This is a genomic window from Campylobacter concisus, assembly GCF_002092845.1.
Lineage (GTDB): Bacteria > Campylobacterota > Campylobacteria > Campylobacterales > Campylobacteraceae > Campylobacter_A > Campylobacter_A concisus_AQ.
Genome location: NZ_LVXF01000040.1, coordinates 71,402 through 93,487, shown reverse-complemented (window position 1 = coordinate 93,487; position 22,086 = coordinate 71,402). Strand labels below are relative to the sequence as shown.

Sequence of the window (22,086 nt, the reverse complement as noted above, 5' to 3'; positions counted from 1 at the left end):
TTAATCCCTTTAGCGTTACGTATGATATTGATAACGATTATTTAATTTTAGTAAAATGTGCATTAAATTTTTATAAGGAGTTTTTGTGAAAAGTGCATTAAAAATTTCTATTTGTGCGGCAATTTTTATAAATTTACCGCTTTTTGCAAATGAAGATAAGGTTCTACCAGAGGTTAAAGTAGTGAGTGCGACAGGATTTGAGCAAAATATAAAAGACGCACCAGCAACGCTTAGTGTTATAACCAAAGAGGCATTAGAAAAGAAAAACCATAAAGATATCGAGAGCATGACCAAAGATATCCCAAGTCTTTTTGGAACGACTCCAGAAGCGGCAAATAGACGAGGAATTTCTATACGTGGATTCTCTCCAAGATTTACTAAAATTTTAGTAAATGGCATGCCAGTACCAGGCGATAATGCCTATAAAGGCCTTAGAAGTGTTGGAGGATCATATAGTTTCATTCCACCAGCAAGTGCGATAAGCCGTATCGAAGTGATACGTGGACCTATGAGCTCGCTTTATGGAAGTGACGCGTTAGGTGGAGTTATAAATATCATTACAGATGAGTTTAGTAATGAATTTGGCGCAAATCTTGGCTCAAGCTATAAATTTGCTAGGAATAAAAATATAAGCGGCGAGTTTTACAACAGCCTTTATTTGCACTCTGGACTAATTGACGATGTTTTAAGTGTTTCTGTTTATGGTAAAAATTTAAATAAATCAGAAGATAAAATTTCTTATGCAAATAGAGAGCAAAAGGATAGAAATTTTGGTGCGAAGCTATTTTTGAAGCCAAATGAAAATAATGATCTTACGCTTGAGCTTGCAAGAAGCGATGTGAAATATAAAAGAACTAAAGGTAAAACACTATCAACTGGCACTAACTCAGTTGCTAGCGAGAGAATAAAAGGCGATGTGATAAATTTAAGCCACGAAGCAAGGCTTGATAATATCTTGCTTCAAAGCTATTTATCTTATGGCAAGATAAAAGAGATAGCACAACAAAATTTGACGCTAAAGACTCTAAATTTTGATACAAAAGGCTCATATTTTACTGATAATAACGCCTTTACATTAGGACTAAATGCTAAAAAAGAAAAGCTTGACGAAAAGGCAACCACAGCGGATGCTGCGAATGTAAAGAGGTATGATTATTCGGTCTATGCTGAAGATGATTATCGCCTTATAAAAGACTTCATTTTAAGCACAGGTATTCGCTATAACTACGATGAGAACTATGGCTCGCACGTTTCACCAAGAATTTATGGTATCTATAACTTAAATGACTTTTTTGCTCTAAAAGGCGGAGTTAGCACAGGTTATGCGACACCTGATATCAAGCAACGCACGCAAGATCTTGCTTTGCCATTTGCTGGAGGACGTGGAGCACAGCTTGGTAGAAGCAGCCTTAAGCCAGAGACAAGCGTAAGTTATGAATTTGGTGGCGTTTATAATAACAATGAAGGTTTTGAAACATCTTTAACTGGCTTTTACACAAGTTTTAAAGATATGTTAAGTTACAGGCCTATCTGCTCAAGAGGCAGTGTTTGCAGGCATAAAGGCAAAATTTATCCAAATGGCATTTGGGAGAGTATAAATATCGGTAAGGCTGAAATTTACGGAGTTGAGCTAACAAATGAGTGGCAGGTAACAAATGCTCTTAGACTAAATCAAAGCTATGTTTATACAAAATCAAAACAAAAAGATGGATCAGAAGTTGGCAAAAGCTTAAACAACTATCCGCTTCATACATTTAAATTTGGAGCGAACTACGAGCTAAATAGATGGCTAAATTTCTGGTCACAGATAAATTATTATGGTAGAACTAAAAACTCATTTAGCTATGCTGATGATATGAGAGCTTACGTTATCGCAGATCTTGGTATAAACTACAATGTAACTAAAAATTTCAGCCTAAACTTAAGCGTTTATAATCTCTTTAACGAGTTTTTTACGACAAGATCAGGCAGATATGATGTTTTGATAGTTGATGGACAAAAGATCGAGCTTGGCTTTAATTTGAAGTTTTAAAATGTTTAAAATTTGGCGGAAATTTCACTTAATTTTAGCTCTTATCTTTGCTTTACCGCTTTTGATAATTTCAATTAGTGGAGCGATTATTTCGTACCATGATGAGATAATTGAGGCTTTTAGCAAAGATGAGATAGACATAGCAACTAATAAAAGTGCTTTAAAAATAGATGAAATTTTAAAGGTCTTTAGTAAGACTTGGCCAAATTTTAACCTTAGTTATATAAAGATAAAAGGCGAGGCAAATAGAGCTTATGTAGTAAGTGGCACAAGTGAGAATGGCGAGTTTAAGTCGTTCTTTATAGATCCTTATACGGGCGAGGTAGTCTCTGAAAATAGCGTGGAAAAATTTATAGGGCTAGCTTTAAATTTACATAAAAATTTAGGACTAGCTCTATTTAAAAATGAAAATTTATCTAAATTCGCAAGCGAGATAGTGGCGATTTCAACGCTTGCACTACTTGCGATTTTATTAACTGGAGCGTTTATACAATTTTGGAGATTTAGAAGCAAATTTATGAGTGCCTTTAAGCTAAATCTAAAGGCAAAGAAATTTGCATTTTTATATTCGTTGCACGGATTTTTGGGGCTTTATTTGGGAGCCATTTTGCTTATTATCTGTGTTAGTGGTCTATACTTTTCTTATGAGAGTTTTGCTAAGGCTATAAATCAAATTTATGGCGAAGAGAAGGTCTTTAAAAAGCCAAATTTTACTAGCAAAAATGGTTTTAGCCTAAATGATGAGCAAAAGGTAGAAAATCTTAAAAAAGCTTATGAAATTTTTACTTTAAAATTTGGAAATGAGTTTGACGCTTTAAATTTTATCCTCAATAAAGACGGCGTAAAATTTATGATCTTTTACTTGCCAAAAGGTGCTAGTGAGAGTGATGGCGTTAGACTTGTAGTCGATACGGCAAGTGGAGAAATTTTAAAAAACACCATGCCAAAATCTTTTGAAATTTATAAATTTATGCTTGATCTGCACGCTGGATATACATTTGGGGAGGCTGGAAAATTTATCTTTTTTATGGCTTCTTGTGGAGTTGGCGTGCTACTTTTTAGTGGCTATGTGATTTACTACAAACGTCGTAAAAGGTAGTCTTATTTATCTATCTCTTAACTCTTTTTAGTTATTATCCCAAATAAAATTTTTGGAAAAATCATGCAAAAAAAATACAGACCAAATGTGGCAGCTGTTATTTTGTCTAGCTTGTATCCATTTAAATGTGAAATTTTAGTCGCAAAAAGGGTGGATATGGATGATATTTGGCAGTTTCCTCAAGGCGGAATAGATGAAGGTGAGAGTCCAAAGCAGGCCTTAAAAAGGGAGCTTAAAGAAGAGATCGGAACTGATAAAATCGATATCTTAGATGAGTATCCGCAGTGGCTAAGCTACGACTTTCCAGCTAATGCGGCAAAGAAATTTTATCCATTTGATGGACAGACGCAAAAATATTTTTTGGTTAGACTTAAAAATGGAGCCAGCATAAATTTAAAGACAGAGCATCCCGAGTTTAGCGAGTATAAATTTGTAGATTTTGGTAGAAGTTTAGAGGGAATAAATCACTTTAAAAAGCCTATTTATGAAAAGGTTTTGAGTTATTTTAAAGAGAAAGGATATTTTTGATGTTGATCGTTCAAAAATTTGGCGGAACTAGCGTAGGAACACTTGAACGCATCGAAGCTGTGGCAAATAGAGTCATTGAGACAAAAAATAGCGGTGCAGACGTAGTTGTGGTAGTTTCTGCGATGAGCGGAGTTACAAATCAATTGGTTGAATATAGTGAGTATTTTTCAAAACATCCAGATGGCGTCGCCACTGATATGCTTTTAAGCTCTGGAGAGCAAGTAACGACCGCGCTTTTAACGATCGCACTTAATGCAAAAGGCTATGCGTGTGTAGGTATGACAGGTGCGATGGCAGGCATAATTACCGATGATATTCATACAAAAGCAAGGATCGAAAGGATAGAGACTGCTAGGCTAAAAGCCGAGCTAAAGGCTGGCAAGATCGTGGTTGTAGCTGGTTTTCAGGGGATAGATGAAAAAGGCGATATCACAACCCTTGGTAGAGGTGGCAGTGACCTTAGTGCAGTTGCATTAGCAGGAGCGCTAAATGCTGATCTATGCGAAATTTTTACCGATGTTGATGGAGTTTATACAACTGATCCAAGGATAGAAAAAAAGGCAAAAAAACTAGAGCAAATAAGCTACGATGAAATGCTTGAGCTCGCCTCTGCTGGCGCAAAGGTGCTACAAAATCGCTCAGTCGAGCTAGCAAAAAAACTAAATGTAAAACTCATTACAAGAAGTAGTTTTAATCACAATGAAGGTACATTAATAGCAAAGGAAGATGACAATATGGAAGCAGTTTTAGTAAGCGGAATAGCACTAGATAAAAATCAAGCAAGAGTAACACTAAGAGGCGTAGTTGATAAGCCTGGCATTGCAGCAGAAATTTTTACAGCTTTAGCTCATGAAAATATAAACGTAGATATGATCATCCAAAACGTAGGACATGACGGCACTACAAATTTAGGCTTTACAGTGCCACAAAATGAGCTTGAACTAGCAAAAGAGACTATGCAAAAGCTCTCAGCTGCAAAACATATAGAATTTGATGATGCGATCGTGAAAGTTTCAGTTATTGGCGTCGGCATGAAGAGCCATAGTGGCGTAGCATGTTTGGCATTTGAAACGCTTGCAAAAGAGGGCATAAATATCCAAATGATCTCAACAAGCGAGATAAAAATTTCAATGATCGTTGATCAAAAATATGGCGAGCTAGCGGTTCGCGTACTTCACGATGCTTATAAGCTAGATAAATAATGCAAGATTTTATTCAGTGGACGTTAAAGGCTATTAGGGACGAAGGCCCTTTGATGAGCTGGATGGAGGAAAGGCGTGTTGAATGGACGCCTTTGCTCGCATCTAGGCTTAAATTTTTACTTGAAGGAAGGTCTTTTATAACTATAAGTGATGAAGAGCGAAGATGGTTTGAAATTTATCTCTTAAAAAAGATGAACCATTCAAAAAGCATAAGGCCATTTTTGCCATTTTTTAGCCTAAGATCGCTTTATCCATCGCTTGATGAGATAGAGACAAATGAACAAAAGCAGCTTCTAAAAGATATGTTAAGTCTTGCTTTTCCAAACGGATACTTGTTTTTTTATATCGGAAAGAGCCTTGATAGATATGCGAATTTAGCTAAAAGCGATGAGGATAGCTATATGTGGCTATTTGACGAGCAGGCACAAAATAGCTTTACTCTTAGCTCAAGCGATGAAAATTTAGACATTAAACTAATAAGTCTTTGCAAAATTTTTGATAAAAGCATCGATGCTGCGCTCTTTGCTAAGGTGATACTCTAAATGCTTAATAAAATCGTCGTTACAAGCGATTTTGAAAATTTAAAAGCCAAACTTGAAAGCGAGTTTGGCATAAATAATTTAAGATTTTTTATAAGCGATGATTTTTTGCTAGAAAATGCAAAGGAGGTCATCGCAGAAGCATACATTGCTGAAAAAGATGAAAAAATTTTAGTAATAAATGCTAATTCTTTTAGGACAGAGGCTCAAAATGCACTTTTAAAAATCATAGAAGAGCCTCCAAGAAATATCAAATTTATAATAGTAACGCAGAGTAAAAATTTACTTCTACCAACGATTAGATCAAGAATGCTCATAGAAAATAATCTCACCAAAAAGCCAAAAATAACTCTTGATCTAAACTTAAAATCGCTTAGCCTAAAAGAGCTAACAAGCTTTATCGATCAAAAGATCGCAGACGAGCAAGCTCAGAAATTTGGCAAAAACGAGCTAAAAGAGCTTGTGGGCGTTATCGTGACAAAGGCGGTCGATAGCGGGTATAAATTTAGCGGCGATGAGATGGATTATTTTTTCTCGCTTATCAAGCTTGCGGATCTAAATGCCAAGTCTCACGCCGTACTAACGCCACTACTGCTTACTATATTTCAAAAAGGACGACGTTGAAAATTTATAAGATAGATAACAAAAGCGACTTTGATGAAATTTGCAAAGCTATCTCGCCAAGTCCTGCTGGTGCGAAGCTCATGCATGAAAAGAGCGAGATAAATTTTATATTTATAGATGAGATAAAAACCCCGGCGGCAAATATCCTAAAGCAAGATGCTCTAAGCGTTGGAGCTGAGCTTGTGACGCATAAAGATACGATTTTGGGTCGTGAGAGTCTAAACAAAGCCTTACTAATGGCGACAAATGCGCAGCTTAGGCAGCTAGCTAAAAAAGAGAAACTGCAAGACTTTGGACTTAAAAATTTAGCAGCCTTTTTAGAGACAAAATTTATAAAGCCGACAAAGCCTCTTATAATGGGCGTTGCAAATATAAACACAGATAGCTTTAACGAACAAAGCCGCATAAATACGCAAAATGGCATAGCAAAAATCGAAGCCATGATCGAAGCAGGTGCAGACTACATCGACCTTGGTGGCGTTAGCTCAAGGCCAGGGAGCCAGTATTGCGGCCGCGAAGAGGAATTTAGACGCATAAAGGATATCGTAGAGGAAATTTACAAGCTAAATTTACATGAAAAGGCGAAATTTAGCCTTGATAGCTTTGATGAGTATTGTTTGGAATTTGCACTAAATCACGGCTTTAAAATGATAAATGACATTACGGCAAACGCCTCACTCGCCACGCTTGCGGCACGATACAATGCTGAGTTTTGCATGATGCATATGCAAGGCGATCCTGCGACTATGCAGGTCGCACCAAAATATAACGACCTAATCGGCGAGATAGCAGACTTTTTTGAGCAAAAGATAGCCCTTGCAAGAGAGCTTGGCGCCAAAAAGCTAGTGCTTGATGTGGGTATTGGCTTTGGTAAGACGGCTGAACAAAATTTATTGCTTATTAAGCATTTGGAGCATTTTTTAAAATTTGACTGCCCACTACTAGTAGGTGCTAGCCGCAAATCAGTCATAAATCACTATCATCCAAGTGAGGTCAAAGACCGTTTACCAGGCTCACTTTACCTGCATCTAAAGGCCTTCGAAAACGGCGCTCAGATCATTAGGACGCACGATGTGGCCGAGCACAAACAGCTTTTTGATATGCATGAGGCGATGAAGCAAGCCACGCTTTGGTAGGACGAGGCTAAATTTTGATAAAAGAGGCCAGATGAGAAATTTACTTCCGCCACCTTGGATCAAATTTCCAAGTATGGATCCATTTTCCATCGGCTGGAGGATGGGCGCTGGCGAGGATTATAAGTTTAAATTTAATGACTGGCTAAAAACACTGAGCCAAGATGAGCAGCGTCAATATCAGCAGCTTTTTCCTGAGCCTGCAACGTGGTGTGGATACTGGGATGAGAGGCTAGGCTTTGATGAGAGTGCGCTTTTTATCAACGATGATTTTGCTATCGACCTTTGGGAGTACGAGCCTAGATATGAGTTAAAATGGCTTAAAAAGCGCTACAACGCTGGCAAGTCGGATAAATTTCTACTATTTTGGGGTCATCAAAAGAGCGCTAGTATAAGTGCAAGTTGCCTTAGTCAGTGGTACACCTCTAGCTTTTGGCAAGATGAAACTAGATACCTTTGCGCTGAGCAATATATGATGGCTAAAAAGGCTGAGTGCTTTGGCGATAAAGAGGCGTTGGAGCAAATTTTATCCGCCAAAGATCCAGCGCAGATGAAGGCGCTTGGCAGGCAAGTGCGTAGCTTTGATGCTAAGGTCTGGGATGAGGTCAAATTTAGCGTCGTGCTAAATGCGAGCTATCTAAAATTTAGCCAAAATGCACCTTTGCGAGACTTTCTGCTCCAAACTGGTAGTAAAGTTTTGGTTGAGGCAAGCCCTGTTGATAAAATTTGGGGCATAGGTTTGGCCGCAAGTGATGAAAATGCGAAAAATCCTACGAAGTGGCGCGGGCAAAATTTGCTTGGATTTGCGCTGATGAGGGTGAGGGACGAGATAGCAAAGGTCTATAAAAATATCCATTTATGTGACGCAAGAGAGTTAAATTTAGATCATTTATAAAGTATGTTTAAGATAAAATGCGGTGTAAATTTGGAGCAAAAATGACAAAACAAGAGTACGAAAAAGCGGTAGAGACGCTAAATGCGTGGGCAAAGGCCTACTACGACGAGGATGAGCCACTTGCAAGTGACGAGGAGTATGACGCGCTATATCACGCGGTGCTTGATTATGAGCAGGTAAATCCAAGCGAGATTTCTATTTTTTCACCTACAAAACGCGTGGGCGGCACCGTAAAAGAGGGCTTTAGTAAGGCTAATCACATCAAACGCATGTGGAGCATGGAAGATATTTTTGATCTAGCCGAGCTTGATGCGTGGCTAAAGCGTGGCGATAAAGAGAATTTGACCTTTGTCGCTGAGCCAAAATTTGACGGAGCGAGCTTAAATTTGCTTTACGAAAACGGCGTTTTGGTTAGGGCAATAACTAGGGGTGATGGCGTTACAGGCGAAGACGTGACACAAAATGCAAAGACGATAAATTCTGTTTTAAAGAGCATTGATTACAAAGGGCTAATCGAAATCAGGGGCGAGGTTGTTATAAAAAAAGAAGATTTTGAGCTACTAAACGCAGAGCGCGCAAAAGATGGCGAGGCGCCGCTTTCAAACCCTAGAAACGCTGCAGCTGGCAGTCTAAGACAGCTTGATAGTGCGGTGACTGCTAAAAGAAAGCTACTTTTCATACCGTGGGGTGTGGGCGAGCAGAGCCTTGGGCTAAAAGATCACAGCGAGGTAATGAAATTTGTGCGTGATCTTGGTTTTGAAAGAGATGATTTTTTCAAAATTTTAAAAAAAGATGAGCTTGAAGCTGCATACAACGAGCTACTAGCCAGCCGTGACTCAAAGAGCGTGATGATGGATGGTATGGTGATACGCGTAAATGACCTTGCACGCTGCGAAGAGCTGGGCTATACGGTCAAATTTCCAAAATTTATGGTAGCGTTTAAATTTCCAGCCATTGAAAAGGTGACTAGGCTAAAAGATGTCGCACTTCAGGTTGGCAGAAGCGGCGTAGTAACACCTGTTGGCGTGCTTGATGAGGTAAATATTGATGGCGCAAATGTAAAATCAGCCACGCTTCATAACTTTGATGAAATAGAGCGCCTTGGTGTCATGAAAAACGACTATATCGGCATTATCCGCTCAGGTGATGTCATACCAAAGATCACAAAGGTTTATAAGGATAGGCGCGATGGTAGCGAAGAGGCGATAGAAAGGCCTAAATTTTGCCCAGTTTGCGGCTCGCACCTACTTGATGAAGGGGTCTTTGTAAAGTGTCAAAATTTAAGCTGCAGGGCAAGAGTGGTAGGCTCAATAATTCACTACGCGTCGAAAAAATGCCTAAATATAGACGGCCTTGGCGATGCGATTGTAAATTTGCTATTTGACAAGGGGCTGATTGCTTGCATAAAAGACATCTACAGCCTTAAATTTGATGATCTCATGGCGCTTGAGGGCTTTAAAGAGAAAAAGGTAAATAACCTTTTAAATGCTATCGAAGCCAGTAAAGGTGCGGAGCTTTCGCGCTTTATCACGGGGCTTGGCTGCGAGCACATCGGCGAAGTAGCGGCTAAAAAGCTTGCAAGTAGTTTTGGGCTAGGCTGGCTTGATGCTAGTTTTGAAGAGCTAACCTCGCTTGAGGGCTTTGGCGTGGAGATGGCAAATAGCTTGATAGACTTTGCTGATGTAAATAGAGCAGAAATTTTAGCTCTTAGCCAGATCGTGCAGCCAAGCGTGGCGCAGGTGCAAAGCATCTCAAACGCGCTAAGTGGCAAAACGGTGGTGATAACTGGTACGCTAAGTCGCCCAAGAGATGAGATAAAGGCCGAGCTTGAGAGTTTTGGTGCAAAGGTTTCAAGCTCAGTTTCTAAAAAAACAGACTTTGTCTTAGCTGGCGAGGAGGCTGGCAGTAAGCTAGACAAAGCAAATGAGCTAGGCGTGCGAGTGATCGATGAGAGCGAATATGAAAGGCTAAAACTTGAGGTTTGATAACTACGTCGCAAGCGTTTTAAACATAAGTAGAAACAAGGCTAGCGAGCTAATAAAATCTGGCAAGGTGCTAACAAATGGCGAAATTTGCACCAAGGTTTCAAGCGAGGTTAACGAGGCTAAAATTTCGCTGCTTGATGAAATTTACGTTGGACGAGGAGCGCTTAAGCTAAAGAGTTTTTTAAAAGCAATGAAATTTGATCTAGCTGGTAAAAACGCACTTGATATAGGCAGCTCAACAGGTGGCTTTATGCAAATTTTGCTTGAGCGTGGCGTAAAAAGCGTGACTGGTGTGGATGTTGGGACTAATCAGCTTGACGATAGTTTAAGAAGCGATGAGCGAGTAAGAATTTATGAAAAGACCGATATAAGAGAGTTTGCCAAGCAAGAGCAAGATAAATTTGATCTAATGACCTGCGATGTTAGCTTTATCTCTTTAGCTGAAATTTTGCCTGCCATTTGTGAGCTAGCAAGTGAGAATTCGCTCATTATCACGCTTTTTAAACCGCAGTTTGAAGTGGGCGTCGGCGTAAAACGAAATAAAAAAGGCGTCGTCACTGATATGAAAGCTATAAATTTAGCGATGAAGAGATTTGAAGTGGTGGCTAATGGCTTAGGATTTAAAATGATAGCTTGCAAAGAGTGCGAAGTAAAAGGGAAAGAGGGAAATGCCGAATTTTTCTACGCTTTTAACAAAAGATAATATCACTGCCGTTGCGATTGGGCACTTTGACGGCGTGCATAGAGGACACAAACAGCTTTTAAAGCAGCTAGGCAAGTTTGGCGGACTTGTCGTGATCGATAAGAATAAAGCCAACATCACGCCAAAGCTAAAGCGAGCGGAGTACTCAAACTATCCTTGCTTTTTGTATGATTTTGACACTATTAAAGGGCTGAGCGGTGAGGAATTTATTGCGCTACTAAAACATGATTTTAAAAATTTAAAAAAGATCGTTGTTGGCTTTGATTTTAGATTTGGCAGAAATAGAGCGTGGGATAAGCACGATCTGAAAAGAATTTTTGATGGTGAGGTTGTTGTCGTTGATGAGGTTTGTTATGACGGCATGGGCGTGCATAGCTCATCCATTAGAGAGCTGATACGCCAAGGCAACATCGAAGAGGCAAACAGGCTAATAGGCAGGGAGTACTCAATCGAGGGCAACGTGATAAAAGGGCAGGGCATCGGTGCAAAAGAGCTAGTTGCAACGCTAAATTTGGATGTAAAAAATTATATTTTGCCTAAAGATGGAGTATATGCTACAAGAACCAGGATAGGCTCATATACCTACGGCTCGGTCACATTTATAGGCAATAGGCTTAGCACAGATGGAAATTTTAGCGTAGAGACACACATCTTAGACGAGGTCGCGCCAAAAGTAGCGAAGCATGTCGCAGTTTGCTTTATAAAACGCTTGCGAGATAATAAAAAATTTGACACACTTGAAGAGCTAAAAGAACAGATCAAATGCGATATAAACGGAGCTAGAGCTTGTGTTGGTGTGTGCGATCTTTTTGGCAATGAGACAATGAGATACTTTGACGGATACGGAGCTGGTATATGAGAGATGAAATTTTTAAAGAGCCTATAAGCAAGCAGTTTGAATTTGATGACTTTGTGGCGAGTGTTTTTGATGATATGATCTCGCGCTCGGTGCCGTTTTACGACGTTAGCTCAAATTTAAACGCAAAGTTGCTTGCTAAAATTTTGCCAAAATCAGCAAAAGTGTGCGACCTTGGCTGCTCGACGGCAAATAGCCTGCTTTTGCTAAACAACCTTAGAAACGACCTCGTGCTAAGTGGCGTGGATAACTCTGAGGCGATGCTTGCAAATGCTAAAAACAAGGCAAAAGCTTATGGAGCAAAGATAAAATTTTTGCTTGATGATATTTTAAAGTGCGAGCTAGTGGGCTTTGATGCAGTTTTGGCAAACTATACTTTGCAGTTTATAAGACCACCAAAAAGAGCTGATCTGGTGCAAAAAATTTATAACGGACTAAATGAAAATGGAGTTTTTTTGTTTAGTGAAAAGATCATCTTTGAAGATAAAAAGCTTACTAAAAGCGTCATAGAAATTTATGAAGACTACAAGCAGGCGCAAGGCTACTCACGCTACGAGATCGCTCAAAAGAGAGAGGCGCTTGAAAATGTGCTGGTGCCATACACCGAAGAAGAAAATAGAAATTTAGCCCTAAATGCTGGCTTTAAGCGAGTCGAGAGCACATTTAAGTGGGGAAATTTTATGAGCTTTTTGGCATTTAAATAAATTTAAAAATATCTGCTTTTGTATTTAATATAAAACTTAACCATAGACAGTGAAGTTAAAATTTAGATTTTTTGGCTTCGCAATGTCAAAATTTTTGGATTATGAAATTTGGTAGTAAAGAAATTTAGCGGGAGTTACCCGCTAAATTTACTCATTTATCGCCGCATTTCCATGATGGTGGAAGTCGTCGTAGATGATCTTTGAAGTTTGGAATTTTATGCGTTTTAGTTCGCGAACTCGTAAAAATTCTTCTTCATCGATCTTTTTGATCTGAATAGCTGCTTTAAATGTCGGAGTCTTACTGATGTAGTCCCAGCCACTGCTTGTTAGCTCATTGCAAGAGCTCTCCCAGTAGTGGAAAGTCATCTGAATGATGCCATCAGGCACGATGTCTGTTACTTCGGCTTTTACGACGATGTAGCCATATCTACTCCATGCTTTGATGAAGTCGCCTTGTTTTAAACCATATCTTGCAGCAAGTGCTGGATTCATTTCGGCGATAGGTCCGATGCTATCTCCACCCTCTTCGATGGCGCGTGAGCGTCTTGTCATGGTGCCAACGGTGTATTGATAGACCTTTCTAGTGGTTAGAAGCTGTATCGGATACTCATCGTCAGTCTTTTCATCGACTGAGCCAGCCATGATAGGGTACTCAGGAGACATATTCATCTTCTTAGCAAACTCAAGTTTTGCACTCTCGATCTTATCGGCTTTATCCACAAAGAGGCATGGCACAAAACGACCTTTGCCATCAGGTGTGAAAAATTTCTTATCAAGATAGAGGCTCTGACCGCCCATATCATCTTCATTTGGACATGGCCAGTGTAGTCCATGATATTTTTTGATACGGTAATAACTCATGCCACCATATCGTCTTGGATCGCATTTTCTAACTTCTTCCCAAATTTCTTCTGGTGAGTTGAAGTTAAAGCCCTCAGTTGCCCCTAAACGGCGTGCGATCTCGCAAACGATCCACCAGTCTTGTCTAGCATCTCCTGGAGGTGTGATGACTGCTTCGTTGTGTTGTACGCGGCGCTCTGCATTTGTATAAAGTCCTTCTTTCTCGCTACTTGCAACGCCAGGAAGTATGACGTCAGCTTTTAGTGAAGTCTCGGTTAAGAATAGATCTTGAACCACGTAGAAATCAACATGAGCTATACCTTTTAAGAAGTGGTTTGTATTTGGCTCAGAGATGACTGGATTTTCGCCGATAGTCCAGAAGAAATGCACTTTGCCATCAAGGATCGCATCAGGTACTTCGGTTTTGTGAACGCCTATTTTTGAGCTCAAAAATCCAGGTTCTAGGTGCCACATTTTCTCAAACCAAGCTCTTTGCTCTGGATCAGTTACTGAGCCAAGATTTGGGAATATGTTTGGTAAAACACCCATATCGCAGCAGCCTTGAACATTTTCTTGTCCACGTAATGGTAAGTCGCCTGTGCCAAGCTCGCAGATGTTGCCGGTGATCAAGAATAAATTTGATACATCGCAAACTCCGCCAACGCCGTGGTTAAAGTGAGTTACGCCCATACCGTGAGTGATGACAGCTGGCTTTGTGGTAGCGTACATTCTAGCAGCTGCTCTGATATCCTCTGGATTTAGCCTTGTATATTTAGCCACGACCTCTGGAGCATAGTCTTTTACAGCTTCTTTGACATACTCAATGCCGATTGTGTGATCTCTTACAAATTCTTCATTTACAAGGCCTTCTTCAATGATAGTGTAAAGAAGTGCGTTGATAACTGGGATATTGTGCTCTGGCTCTAGTTGTAAGTGAATGTCAGCTCTGCTTGCAAACTCAGTCTTAATAGGGTCGATGACGATCAGTTTCGCACCACGGTTTAGCGCTCTTTGGATGTGCATAGCTGCGATTGGGTGACCATTCTCTGGGTTTGAGCCTATCATTAATATACAGTTACTATAAGTGCCAATCTCTGTAAAGCTATTTGTGGCAGCTCCGTTTCCGATTGTTTTAGCAAGTCCTGCTACTGTCGGAGCGTGTCAAATTCTAGCACAGTGATCGACGTTGTTTGTGCCAATTACTGCGCGCATTAGTTTTTGAGCAACGTAGTTGTCCTCAAGCGTACAGCGTGCTGAGAAATTTCCGGCTAATGCGTCTGGGCCATATTTTGCCTTGGTTTCTTTCATCTTTTCTACGACAAGATCAAGCGCCTCATCCCAGCTGGCTTCCTCAAAATCACCATCCTTTGAAAATACGCCATTTTTTTTTCTAATAAGTGGTTTTGTGAGTCTATCTGGACTTGCAACGTAATCCCAGCCATAAAAGCCTTTTAAACATAAATTTCCTTGATTGACTGGATTGTCTTCGACACCAGTGGCGGCACGAACGACATTGTTTTCCACATGCAAGGTTACTTGACAGCCTGTCCCGCAATAAGGACAGATGACTTTGCCTTCTTTCATCATTTTCTCCTTTGCTATGCAATATTTGCATATTTCTATATGAGTAATATTACTAGCCGAATTCTTAATCTTTAATAAAAATTCTTTATTATTAAAAATAAATTTATATTTTAAGTTAAAATTAAATAAAATTAATAAAAATCGCTTATTTTAGGGTTTTATAGCAAATATAAATTTTGTATAAATTTAATATTTTTAGTAAATAAATAATAAAATACTTAAAATTGATATTTAAACTAAAACAAGAAAATTAATTTTAATTTAACCTTATTAAAAAAGATTAGTAGTATTAAATAGATATAAATTAATACTAAAAAATAAAAAATTTAGCAATAAAATAGAAAATTAAAGAAACAGAATTAATAAAATATAAGGAAACGAATTTAAATGGAGAGCCTCCGGGGCTCTCTGTAGGATTATTTATCTCTTAAGCCAAGCTCAGAGATTAGTTTTGAATATGTAGTATAGTCTTTATTTTTAAGATACTTTAAAAGTCTTTTTCTTTGACCAACTAGTTTCAAAAGACCTAAGCGTGATGAAAAGTCTTTTTTGAAAATTTTAAGGTGTTCTGTAAGTTCAGTTATTCTAGCTGTTAAAAGAGCTATTTGAACTTCTGGAGAGCCTGTATCTCCCTCTTTTCTAGCGAATTTCGCAACTATTTGAGCTTTTTTAGCCGAATCCAAAGCCATAATGACCTCCTGATTGGTGAATTTTGAAAGAGCGATTATAGCATTTAAAACATAAAGTTAGATAAAACTACGCTTTTTAAAAATTAATGAAAAATGCAGTAAAAATTTAATAAAATTAGGGCTATTTAAAGACTTAAGGAAGATAAATGCTTTTTACAAAGGCAAGCGAATACGCTCTACTTTCACTTATTTTAATATCTCAAAAATCATCTCCAGTTGATGTTGATACGATCTCAAATGAACTTAAAATTTCAAAAAGCTTTTTAGCCAAAATTTTACAAAATCTTGCAAAAGATGGAATTTTAAAGTCGTTTAAAGGGGCAAATGGCGGTTTCGCGCTAAATAACGAACCTGAAAATTTAAGCATAAAAAAGATAATAGAGTGCGCTGAAAAACGTGAACTTAACGTCTTTGAGTGCTCATCTTCTGCGGATGGCTGCCCGTCAAATAAAGCCTCAAGCTGTCAAATTTGGTCGATGTTTAGCGGCCTTCAAAGCAAGATCGACGAGATGCTTGATGCGATCAAGCTAAGTGACATCGTTAAGAAGTAGACTTGGCAAAGCAAAAAAATAATATCTTAACTCTTGTTGCGCCGTTTCTTGCGCCAATTGTTAAGTTTAAAAGTCTTAGCATCGTTGGTATCATTGTTGCCATCCTTGCTATCATCATCGTACCGCTTCCAAGCGCGGTGCTTGACTTTTTCCTAGCACTTTCTATTTCGATTTCTGTGCTTATAATCTTAATTTCGATTTATGTGCCAAAACCAACCGATCTTAGTACGTTTCCGACGCTAATTCTTATCGTTACGCTTTTTCGCCTCTCGCTAAATATCGCAACCACGCGTATGATCTTAAGCGAAGGTCACAACGGTCCAGAAGCGGTCAGTGAGATCATCTCAAGTTTTGGAAATTTCGTAGTTGGCGGCAATTTCGTTATCGGCACCATCGTCTTTTGTATCTTGGTTCTCATAAATTTCATGGTCGTAACAAAGGGTTCAACCCGTGTGAGTGAGGTGCAAGCACGTTTTACACTTGATGCGATGCCAGGTAAGCAAATGGCGATAGATGCGGATTTAAACGCAGGTTTGATTGATGAAAAAACAGCGCGTGAAAGACGCCAAGCCATCATCGGTGAGGCAAATTTCTATGGCGCGATGGATGGTTCATCTAAATTTATAAAAGGTGACGCCGTCGCTGGCATCATCATCACTATTATCAACATCATCGGTGGCTTTGCTATCGGCTCGTTTCAGCATGGCCTTGATATGGCGACATCGGCTCAGTATTATACGATCCTAACTATCGGTGATGGCCTTGTGAGCCAGATCCCAGGGCTTATCACATCAACAGCGACTGCTATTATCATCACAAGGGCTAGCAAGGATGACGAGGACTTTGCAGAAGGCACGTTAAATCAGCTATTAGGGGATTATAAAACCTTGCTAATAGTGGGCTTCATACTATTTATGTTTGCCCTTGTGCCTGGGCTTCCGACTCTTTCTCTTGGCTTTATTGCAGTACTATTTTTGGGACTTGGCTACATCATCAAGCAGACCAAAGATGGTGGATTAAATTTAAACCTTGCACCAAAAGACAAAGCTGCTTCTAAAAAGGCTGGAGCCGCTACGCAAGGTGGAGCAGGAGCAGCTGCTAGTGGTGCCACTACTAAGGTGCCAAAGAAGAGCGACGAAGAGATCGCAAGAGAAGAAGAGACTAAGATAAACGACATCTTAAAGCTTGAAATTTTAGAGCTCGACCTAGGATATGGCTTGTTAAAGCTAGCTGACGTGGATCTCATTGAGAGGATTCGTGCTATGAGGCGAAATATCGCTTCAAGTCTTGGCTTTTTGATGCCAAAGATAAGGATCCGCGACAACCTTCAACTACCGCCAAATGAGTACCGCTTTAAGCTAAAAGGTATCGTGATCGGTCAGGGTGAAATTTATGCGGATAAATTTCTAGCGATGGATAGTGGACTAGTTAGCGAAGATATCGAGGGGATTCCGACAAAAGAGCCAGCTTTTGGGCTGGACGCACTCTGGATCGATGCTAGCGTCAAAGAGGACGCCATACTTAGTGGCTACACGATAGTTGATCCTGCAAGCGTCATCTCAACGCACATGAGTGAGCTTATCAAGCAAAACGCAGCCGAGCTTCTAACTCGCCAAGAGACGCAAAATTTATTAGACAAACTAAAGATCGACTACCCAGTTGTGGTCGAGGATACGCTAAGGATCGCACCTATAAATTTGATCCAAAAGGTTTTAAAAGCGCTGCTTAAAGACAATATCCCGATCAAAGATCTGCTTAGCATACTTGAATCAATTAGCGATATCGCCGAGGTTAGCAAAAACCTAGACATGATCATCGAGCACGTGCGCGCAGCGCTCTCACGTGTCATCACTTCGCTTTATGTTGATGAAAAAGGTCAGCTAAATTTTTACATTTTAGATAGTGCTGCGCAGCAAAAGCTTATGGATGCGGTGCAGTATAAAGATGGTGCGTATCACCTGATGATAAATGTAGCTCAAACTTCAGCGATCGTTCAGGCTCTAAGGCATGAAAAAGAGAAGCGTCCGATGAGTCAGCATGGCGAAATGGTGCTTTGTGTGGAGCCAAGCCTAAGAAAATTTATAGCAAATATCTGCGCAAATTTTGCCATCGACATCGTGGTGCTAAGTTTTGCTGAGATCTCGGCAAATACGCCATTTGAAACGGTTGGCGTCATAGAAATAGAAAATTTATAAAGGAAAACGATGAAAATTTATCACCTCTCGCACACCGATCTTGACGGATACGGCGCGCAATACATAACAAATTTTTACTTCAAAGATGTGAAATTTCTAAACTCAAACTACGGCAGAGAGATAGATGATAAATTTGCTCAAATTTTAACTGAGATAGATGCCTCAAATGACGATAAAAACATCATCTTGATCACCGATCTAAATTTAACTCTAGCTCAGTGCGAGAGCTTTACTGAGATGATAGAGGGTAAAAATATAAAGCTATTTTTGCTAGATCATCACCAAAGCGGTGCCGAGTACGCGAGCACTTACGCTTGGTACTTTTTGGATAGCTCAAGGTGCGCTACAAAGATCACTTACGACTTTTTTGCAGGAATTTTTGGCAAAAACAAAGAGCTTGAAATTTTTAGTGACGTCGTAAATGCCGTAGATATCTGGCTAAAAGATGATAAAAATTTTGAGATGGGAAAGGTCTGCTTGGGACTTGTGGCAAATGCTAAAGAGATAAATAAAGTGATGTTTGAAGCTGAAAACAACCTCTATATGGATCACATCTTAAAAGAAGCTAGCAAATTTTTTAACGAGAAAAATGACTATATCGGGCTTGATATGCAGGTGCATGCTATTAAGAAGTCATTTTTCAAAGAGGATAAAGACGATACACTAAGCAATCTAATCTCAAACTACGTCGTAAAAAAACTTAGTGAAAATAAAGAGAAATTTAGCATAAGCTATAAAGATCATAAAGGAATTTTAACCTACAATGTCGGCAATGTTTCGGTCATCGGCAACGACTTTTTGGTGGCAAATCCTGAATTTGACTTCTTTATCGATGTGACAAATAAAAAAACGCTAAGTTTTCGTGCAAATGGCAAGCTTGACGTTAGCGCCATGGCAAAGCACCTAGTTGGCGGCGGCGGACACGTGAATGCAAGCGGCGGACTATTTGCAAATTTTAAAGATGGCTTTAGCTACGAGCCGATCAAAGCACAGATAATCGATCTAATAACTAAAAAAACACAGGAGGAGATATGAAAGAAGAAGAGGTAAGCGTAGAGGAGCTTAGCTATGAGCTTAGTATGGTGCTTGAGGCGATGTTTTACTATGCTGGAGTGAAAAAAGATAAGCTTGAAGAGGCGGCAAATCTTTATGTTGAGTGCATCGATGATGCGTTAGAAAATTCTGACGCTAGCGGTAGCGACGAGGTCATAGAGATAGTTGAGTATATGAAAAAACATCATTCGAAATTATTTAAATAAGGAAAGAAAATGAAGAAAATTTTAGTTTTAGTGGCAGCGGTTTTTGCGTTAAATGCTATGGCAAATGAAAATTTAGACAAGGCAAATGAGCTTTATGCAAAGAAAAATTTTAATGAAGCTTATCTTTATTTTAATAAGGCTTGTGGAGAGGGCGAGAAGAAAGCTTGCACGATGAATGCGATCATGCTATTTAACGGAGACAGCGTAGCAAAAGATAGAGTTCAGGCTGAGAAAATTTTTACAAAAATGTGTGATGAAAATGAGGGCATGGCGTGCGAAAAACTAGGCGAAATGATCGCTTATGGCCTTGTAAAAGATAAAGACGCAAACGAAGCAAAGAACGAAGAAAAAGCAAAGGCTTTATTTAAAAAAGCTTGTGATAACGGCTACCAACCAGCTTGCGACTTCGTAGCAAAATAAATTTAAGAGGCTTAAAATGGGCTACAAACATAAAGATTTGATAGGAACTAGAGAGCTTAGCAAAGAAGAAATTTTATATTTTTTAGAGGCGGCGAAAGAGTTTAAGGAGCTAAATTTAAGCCAAGTGAAAAAAAATGACTACCTTCGTGGAAAGACCACGATCAACGCATTTTATGAAAACTCGACAAGAACTAGAACATCCTTTGAGATTGCAGCAAAGAGGCTTGGGGCTGATACGATAAATTTCAGCTCATCAAGCTCTAGCGTGACAAAGGGCGAGAGCCTAAATGACACGATGAATAACATGGCTGCTATGAGAACCGACATCATCGTGCTTCGTCACCCAAGCTCTGGAGCGGCGAAATTTGCAGCTGATAGGACAGAAGCTAGCGTCGTAAATGCAGGGGATGGCACAAATGAGCACCCAAGCCAAGCCTTGCTTGATCTTTTCACACTAAGAGAGCATGGCAAAATTTTAGATAAAAACCTAAACGTGGCGATCATCGGCGACATCGCTAGAAGCCGCGTGGCAAGGTCAGACATCTGGGCGATGAAGAAATTTGGCATAAATTTAAAGCTCTTTGCGCCAAGGATGATGATGCCAAAAGATGCTGAGGTCTTTGAGTCTAAAATTTGCAAAAATATGGAAGAAGCCTGCGAGGGCAGTGATGTCATCATCATGCTTCGCATTCAGCTAGAGCGCGGCGGTGCGGACGTGGCGTTTCCAAGCTCTAGAGAGTACTCGAAATTTTTTGGATTAAATAAAAATAGGATAAAGCTAGCCAAACCTGATGCGATCGTACTGCACCCAGGACCGATAAATAGGGGCGTAGAGCTAAACTCAGACGTGGCTGATGGTACACACTCAGTCATACTAAATCAAGTAGAAAACGGCGTTGCTATAAGAATGGCGATACTAAATACGCTTGCAAAAAATAGGGGCTAACGATGAAAATAGCAATAATTAACGGCACTACCGTAAATAGCGACGAGAAATTTAAGGCAAATATCCTAATAGAAAACGGCAAAATAGCCAAAATGGGAAGTGAGAAATTTGACGCCGATAAAGTCATAGATGCGACAAATAAGCTTGTCATGCCAGGACTTATCGACATGCACGTGCATTTTCGAGATCCTGGTCAAGAGTACAAAGACGACATCATCTCAGGCTCGCAGGCGGCCGTAGCTGGGGGCGTCACGACTTGCCTTTGCATGGCTAACACAAACCCAGTAAATGACAACGCCTCGATCACAAGAGCGATGATAGAAAAGGCTAAAAACTGCGGACTGATCGATCTTTTACCAATCGCAGCCATCAGCAAAGGACTTGGTGGCAACGAGATCGTCGAAATGGGCGATCTTATAGAGGCTGGCGCAGTCGCATTTAGTGACGATGGCCTACCAGTGACTAGCTCAAGCGTGATGAGAGCAGCACTTGAGTATTCAAGCATGTTTGGTAGCTTTTGTATAAGCCACTCAGAGGACTGCTCGCTTTGCAGGCAGGGCGTCATGCACGAGGGCAAGGTCTCAGCCATACTTGGACTTCGCGGAATGGCAAGAGAGAAAGAGGAGATCGCAGTTAGCCGTGATATGCTACTTGCAAAGCTTACCAAAGCGCACATCCACATCGCTCACGTAAGCTCGGAGTACTCGCTAAAGATCATCGAAATGGGTAAAAAAGAAGGCATAAACATCACTTGTGAGGCGACACCTCACCACTTTAGCTTTAGCGATGATGAAATTTTGAAAAATGCCTATGACACAAATTTCAAAATGTCACCGCCGCTTCGTGAGATAAGCGATGTAAAAGCGGTGAGAGAGGCACTAAAAAGTGGCCTTATAGACGTTATCGCCACCGATCATGCCCCACACCACACGGACGAAAAGATAGTAGAATTTGACAAGGCGCCATTTGGTATCATCGGACTTCAAACCCTTGTGCCACTTACCTTAAAGCTCGTAAATGAGGGCGTTATAAGCCTAGAGCGCATGGTGGAGTTAACTTCTACAAACGCAGCTAAAATGCTAAATTTAAAAGATAAAGGCAGGCTTGCTGAGGGCATGCTAGCTGATATTGCGGTGATAGATCCTGAGATCGAGTATATTTATGATGAGAAGATAAACCGCTCAAAATCGATAAATTCTCCGCTTTTTGGCAAAAAGCTAAAAGGCGCAACGACTACTACGATAAAAAGTGGCAAGATCGTTTATGAGTTTGGAAAATAATATAAATTTGCTCGTGCTTGCG

Annotated in this window: 21 protein-coding genes; 19 read left to right on the top strand and 2 right to left on the bottom strand. The window is 39.9% G+C overall.

Going from position 1 to position 22,086, the window contains the following annotated elements; all coding sequences use genetic code 11:
- The first annotated feature begins 85 nt into the window (after positions 1-85).
- The 12 genes from A3854_RS08535 (at position 86) to cmoA (ending at position 12,300) form a co-directional block, all read left to right on the top strand.
- Positions 86-2,032: a TonB-dependent receptor domain-containing protein gene (locus tag A3854_RS08535; RefSeq protein WP_084042114.1), complete on the top strand. Its 1,947-nt coding sequence runs from the start codon at positions 86-88 to the stop codon at positions 2,030-2,032.
- A 1-nt stretch (position 2,033) separates the two neighbouring features.
- Positions 2,034-3,131, top strand: coding sequence for a PepSY-associated TM helix domain-containing protein (locus tag A3854_RS08530; RefSeq protein WP_084042113.1), 1,098 nt, complete (start codon positions 2,034-2,036; stop codon positions 3,129-3,131).
- Positions 3,132-3,194: 63 nt separating this feature from the next.
- Positions 3,195-3,659: an RNA pyrophosphohydrolase gene (locus A3854_RS08525; protein WP_021091471.1), complete on the top strand. Its 465-nt coding sequence runs from the start codon at positions 3,195-3,197 to the stop codon at positions 3,657-3,659.
- Positions 3,659-4,861 carry an aspartate kinase gene (locus A3854_RS08520; protein ID WP_084042112.1) on the top strand — a complete coding sequence of 401 codons (1,203 nt, stop codon included), beginning with the start codon at positions 3,659-3,661 and terminating at the stop codon, positions 4,859-4,861. Before A3854_RS08525 ends, A3854_RS08520 begins: the two co-directional genes overlap by 1 nt.
- The gene (locus A3854_RS08515) at positions 4,861-5,403 is read left to right on the top strand and encodes a HobA family DNA replication regulator (protein WP_084042111.1); all 543 of its coding nucleotides are present in this window, start codon (positions 4,861-4,863) and stop codon (positions 5,401-5,403) included. Before A3854_RS08520 ends, A3854_RS08515 begins: the two co-directional genes overlap by 1 nt.
- Entirely contained in the window at positions 5,404-6,024 is a 621-nt protein-coding gene (locus tag A3854_RS08510; RefSeq protein ID WP_084042110.1) for a DNA polymerase III subunit delta', read from the top strand. It abuts the gene before it with no gap.
- Positions 6,021-7,160 (top strand): dihydropteroate synthase, encoded by a 1,140-nt coding sequence (folP, locus tag A3854_RS08505; RefSeq protein ID WP_084042109.1) that lies wholly within the window; start codon positions 6,021-6,023, stop codon positions 7,158-7,160. Before A3854_RS08510 ends, folP begins: the two co-directional genes overlap by 4 nt.
- Positions 7,161-7,191: 31 nt before the next feature.
- Positions 7,192-8,052, top strand: a complete 861-nt coding sequence (locus A3854_RS08500; RefSeq protein ID WP_084042108.1) for an NADAR family protein — start codon at positions 7,192-7,194, stop codon at positions 8,050-8,052.
- Positions 8,053-8,093: 41 nt separating this feature from the next.
- Positions 8,094-10,037 (top strand): NAD-dependent DNA ligase LigA, encoded by a 1,944-nt coding sequence (gene ligA / locus A3854_RS08495; RefSeq protein ID WP_084042107.1) that lies wholly within the window; start codon positions 8,094-8,096, stop codon positions 10,035-10,037.
- Positions 10,027-10,740 (top strand): 23S rRNA (cytidine-2'-O)-methyltransferase TlyA, encoded by a 714-nt coding sequence (gene tlyA / locus A3854_RS08490; protein ID WP_084042106.1) that lies wholly within the window; start codon positions 10,027-10,029, stop codon positions 10,738-10,740. The genes ligA and tlyA overlap by 11 nt, the downstream gene beginning before the upstream one ends.
- Entirely contained in the window at positions 10,706-11,599 is an 894-nt protein-coding gene (locus A3854_RS08485) for a bifunctional riboflavin kinase/FAD synthetase (RefSeq protein WP_084042105.1), read from the top strand. Before tlyA ends, A3854_RS08485 begins: the two co-directional genes overlap by 35 nt.
- Complete coding sequence (cmoA, locus tag A3854_RS08480; RefSeq protein WP_084042104.1) at positions 11,596-12,300, top strand: carboxy-S-adenosyl-L-methionine synthase CmoA; 705 nt, start codon at positions 11,596-11,598, stop codon at positions 12,298-12,300. Before A3854_RS08485 ends, cmoA begins: the two co-directional genes overlap by 4 nt.
- Positions 12,301-12,447: 147 nt before the next feature.
- Here cmoA and A3854_RS10045 read toward each other — a convergent pair whose 3' ends face one another.
- Together A3854_RS10045 and rpsO are read right to left on the bottom strand one after the other, a co-directional pair.
- Entirely contained in the window at positions 12,448-14,727 is a 2,280-nt protein-coding gene (locus A3854_RS10045; RefSeq protein ID WP_307781498.1) for a molybdopterin oxidoreductase family protein, read from the bottom strand.
- A gap of 413 nt (positions 14,728-15,140) precedes the next feature.
- Positions 15,141-15,413, bottom strand: coding sequence for a 30S ribosomal protein S15 (rpsO, locus tag A3854_RS08465; RefSeq protein ID WP_004317763.1), 273 nt, complete (start codon positions 15,411-15,413; stop codon positions 15,141-15,143).
- Positions 15,414-15,559: 146 nt separating this feature from the next.
- On the opposite strand from rpsO, the gene A3854_RS08460 reads away from it, so the two are divergent.
- Genes A3854_RS08460 through A3854_RS08430 form a run of 7 tightly spaced genes read left to right on the top strand, consistent with a single transcriptional unit; the run spans position 15,560 to position 22,064 of the window.
- Complete coding sequence (locus A3854_RS08460; protein WP_054196916.1) at positions 15,560-15,964, top strand: RrF2 family transcriptional regulator; 405 nt, start codon at positions 15,560-15,562, stop codon at positions 15,962-15,964.
- A 2-nt stretch (positions 15,965-15,966) separates the two neighbouring features.
- Entirely contained in the window at positions 15,967-18,159 is a 2,193-nt protein-coding gene (flhA, locus tag A3854_RS08455; protein ID WP_084042103.1) for a flagellar biosynthesis protein FlhA, read from the top strand.
- A gap of 9 nt (positions 18,160-18,168) precedes the next feature.
- Positions 18,169-19,194, top strand: a complete 1,026-nt coding sequence (locus A3854_RS08450) for a DHH family phosphoesterase (protein ID WP_084042102.1) — start codon at positions 18,169-18,171, stop codon at positions 19,192-19,194.
- Positions 19,191-19,418 (top strand): hypothetical protein, encoded by a 228-nt coding sequence (locus tag A3854_RS08445; RefSeq protein WP_021089755.1) that lies wholly within the window; start codon positions 19,191-19,193, stop codon positions 19,416-19,418. Before A3854_RS08450 ends, A3854_RS08445 begins: the two co-directional genes overlap by 4 nt.
- Before the next feature lie 9 nt (positions 19,419-19,427).
- Positions 19,428-19,838, top strand: a complete 411-nt coding sequence (locus A3854_RS08440) for a tetratricopeptide repeat protein (RefSeq protein WP_084042101.1) — start codon at positions 19,428-19,430, stop codon at positions 19,836-19,838.
- A gap of 16 nt (positions 19,839-19,854) precedes the next feature.
- Entirely contained in the window at positions 19,855-20,784 is a 930-nt protein-coding gene (locus tag A3854_RS08435) for an aspartate carbamoyltransferase catalytic subunit (protein WP_021091436.1), read from the top strand.
- A gap of 2 nt (positions 20,785-20,786) precedes the next feature.
- On the top strand, positions 20,787-22,064 hold the full coding sequence (locus A3854_RS08430) for a dihydroorotase (RefSeq protein ID WP_084042100.1): 1,278 nt from the start codon (positions 20,787-20,789) through the stop codon (positions 22,062-22,064).
- Positions 22,065-22,086: the final 22 nt, after the last annotated feature.

Coding starts and splice junctions, on each gene's coding strand:
- A3854_RS08530 (WP_084042113.1), top strand. CDS start 2,034: ATGTTTAAAATTTGGCGGAAATTTCACTTAATTTTAGCTCTTATCTTT.
- A3854_RS08525 (WP_021091471.1), top strand. CDS start 3,195: ATGCAAAAAAAATACAGACCAAATGTGGCAGCTGTTATTTTGTCTAGC.
- A3854_RS08520 (WP_084042112.1), top strand. CDS start 3,659: ATGTTGATCGTTCAAAAATTTGGCGGAACTAGCGTAGGAACACTTGAA.
- A3854_RS08515 (WP_084042111.1), top strand. CDS start 4,861: ATGCAAGATTTTATTCAGTGGACGTTAAAGGCTATTAGGGACGAAGGC.
- A3854_RS08510 (WP_084042110.1), top strand. CDS start 5,404: ATGCTTAATAAAATCGTCGTTACAAGCGATTTTGAAAATTTAAAAGCC.
- A3854_RS08500 (WP_084042108.1), top strand. CDS start 7,192: ATGAGAAATTTACTTCCGCCACCTTGGATCAAATTTCCAAGTATGGAT.
- ligA (WP_084042107.1), top strand. CDS start 8,094: ATGACAAAACAAGAGTACGAAAAAGCGGTAGAGACGCTAAATGCGTGG.
- A3854_RS08485 (WP_084042105.1), top strand. CDS start 10,706: ATGCCGAATTTTTCTACGCTTTTAACAAAAGATAATATCACTGCCGTT.
- cmoA (WP_084042104.1), top strand. CDS start 11,596: ATGAGAGATGAAATTTTTAAAGAGCCTATAAGCAAGCAGTTTGAATTT.
- rpsO (WP_004317763.1), bottom strand. CDS start 15,413: ATGGCTTTGGATTCGGCTAAAAAAGCTCAAATAGTTGCGAAATTCGCT.
- A3854_RS08460 (WP_054196916.1), top strand. CDS start 15,560: ATGCTTTTTACAAAGGCAAGCGAATACGCTCTACTTTCACTTATTTTA.
- A3854_RS08450 (WP_084042102.1), top strand. CDS start 18,169: ATGAAAATTTATCACCTCTCGCACACCGATCTTGACGGATACGGCGCG.
- A3854_RS08445 (WP_021089755.1), top strand. CDS start 19,191: ATGAAAGAAGAAGAGGTAAGCGTAGAGGAGCTTAGCTATGAGCTTAGT.
- A3854_RS08440 (WP_084042101.1), top strand. CDS start 19,428: ATGAAGAAAATTTTAGTTTTAGTGGCAGCGGTTTTTGCGTTAAATGCT.
- A3854_RS08435 (WP_021091436.1), top strand. CDS start 19,855: ATGGGCTACAAACATAAAGATTTGATAGGAACTAGAGAGCTTAGCAAA.
- A3854_RS08430 (WP_084042100.1), top strand. CDS start 20,787: ATGAAAATAGCAATAATTAACGGCACTACCGTAAATAGCGACGAGAAA.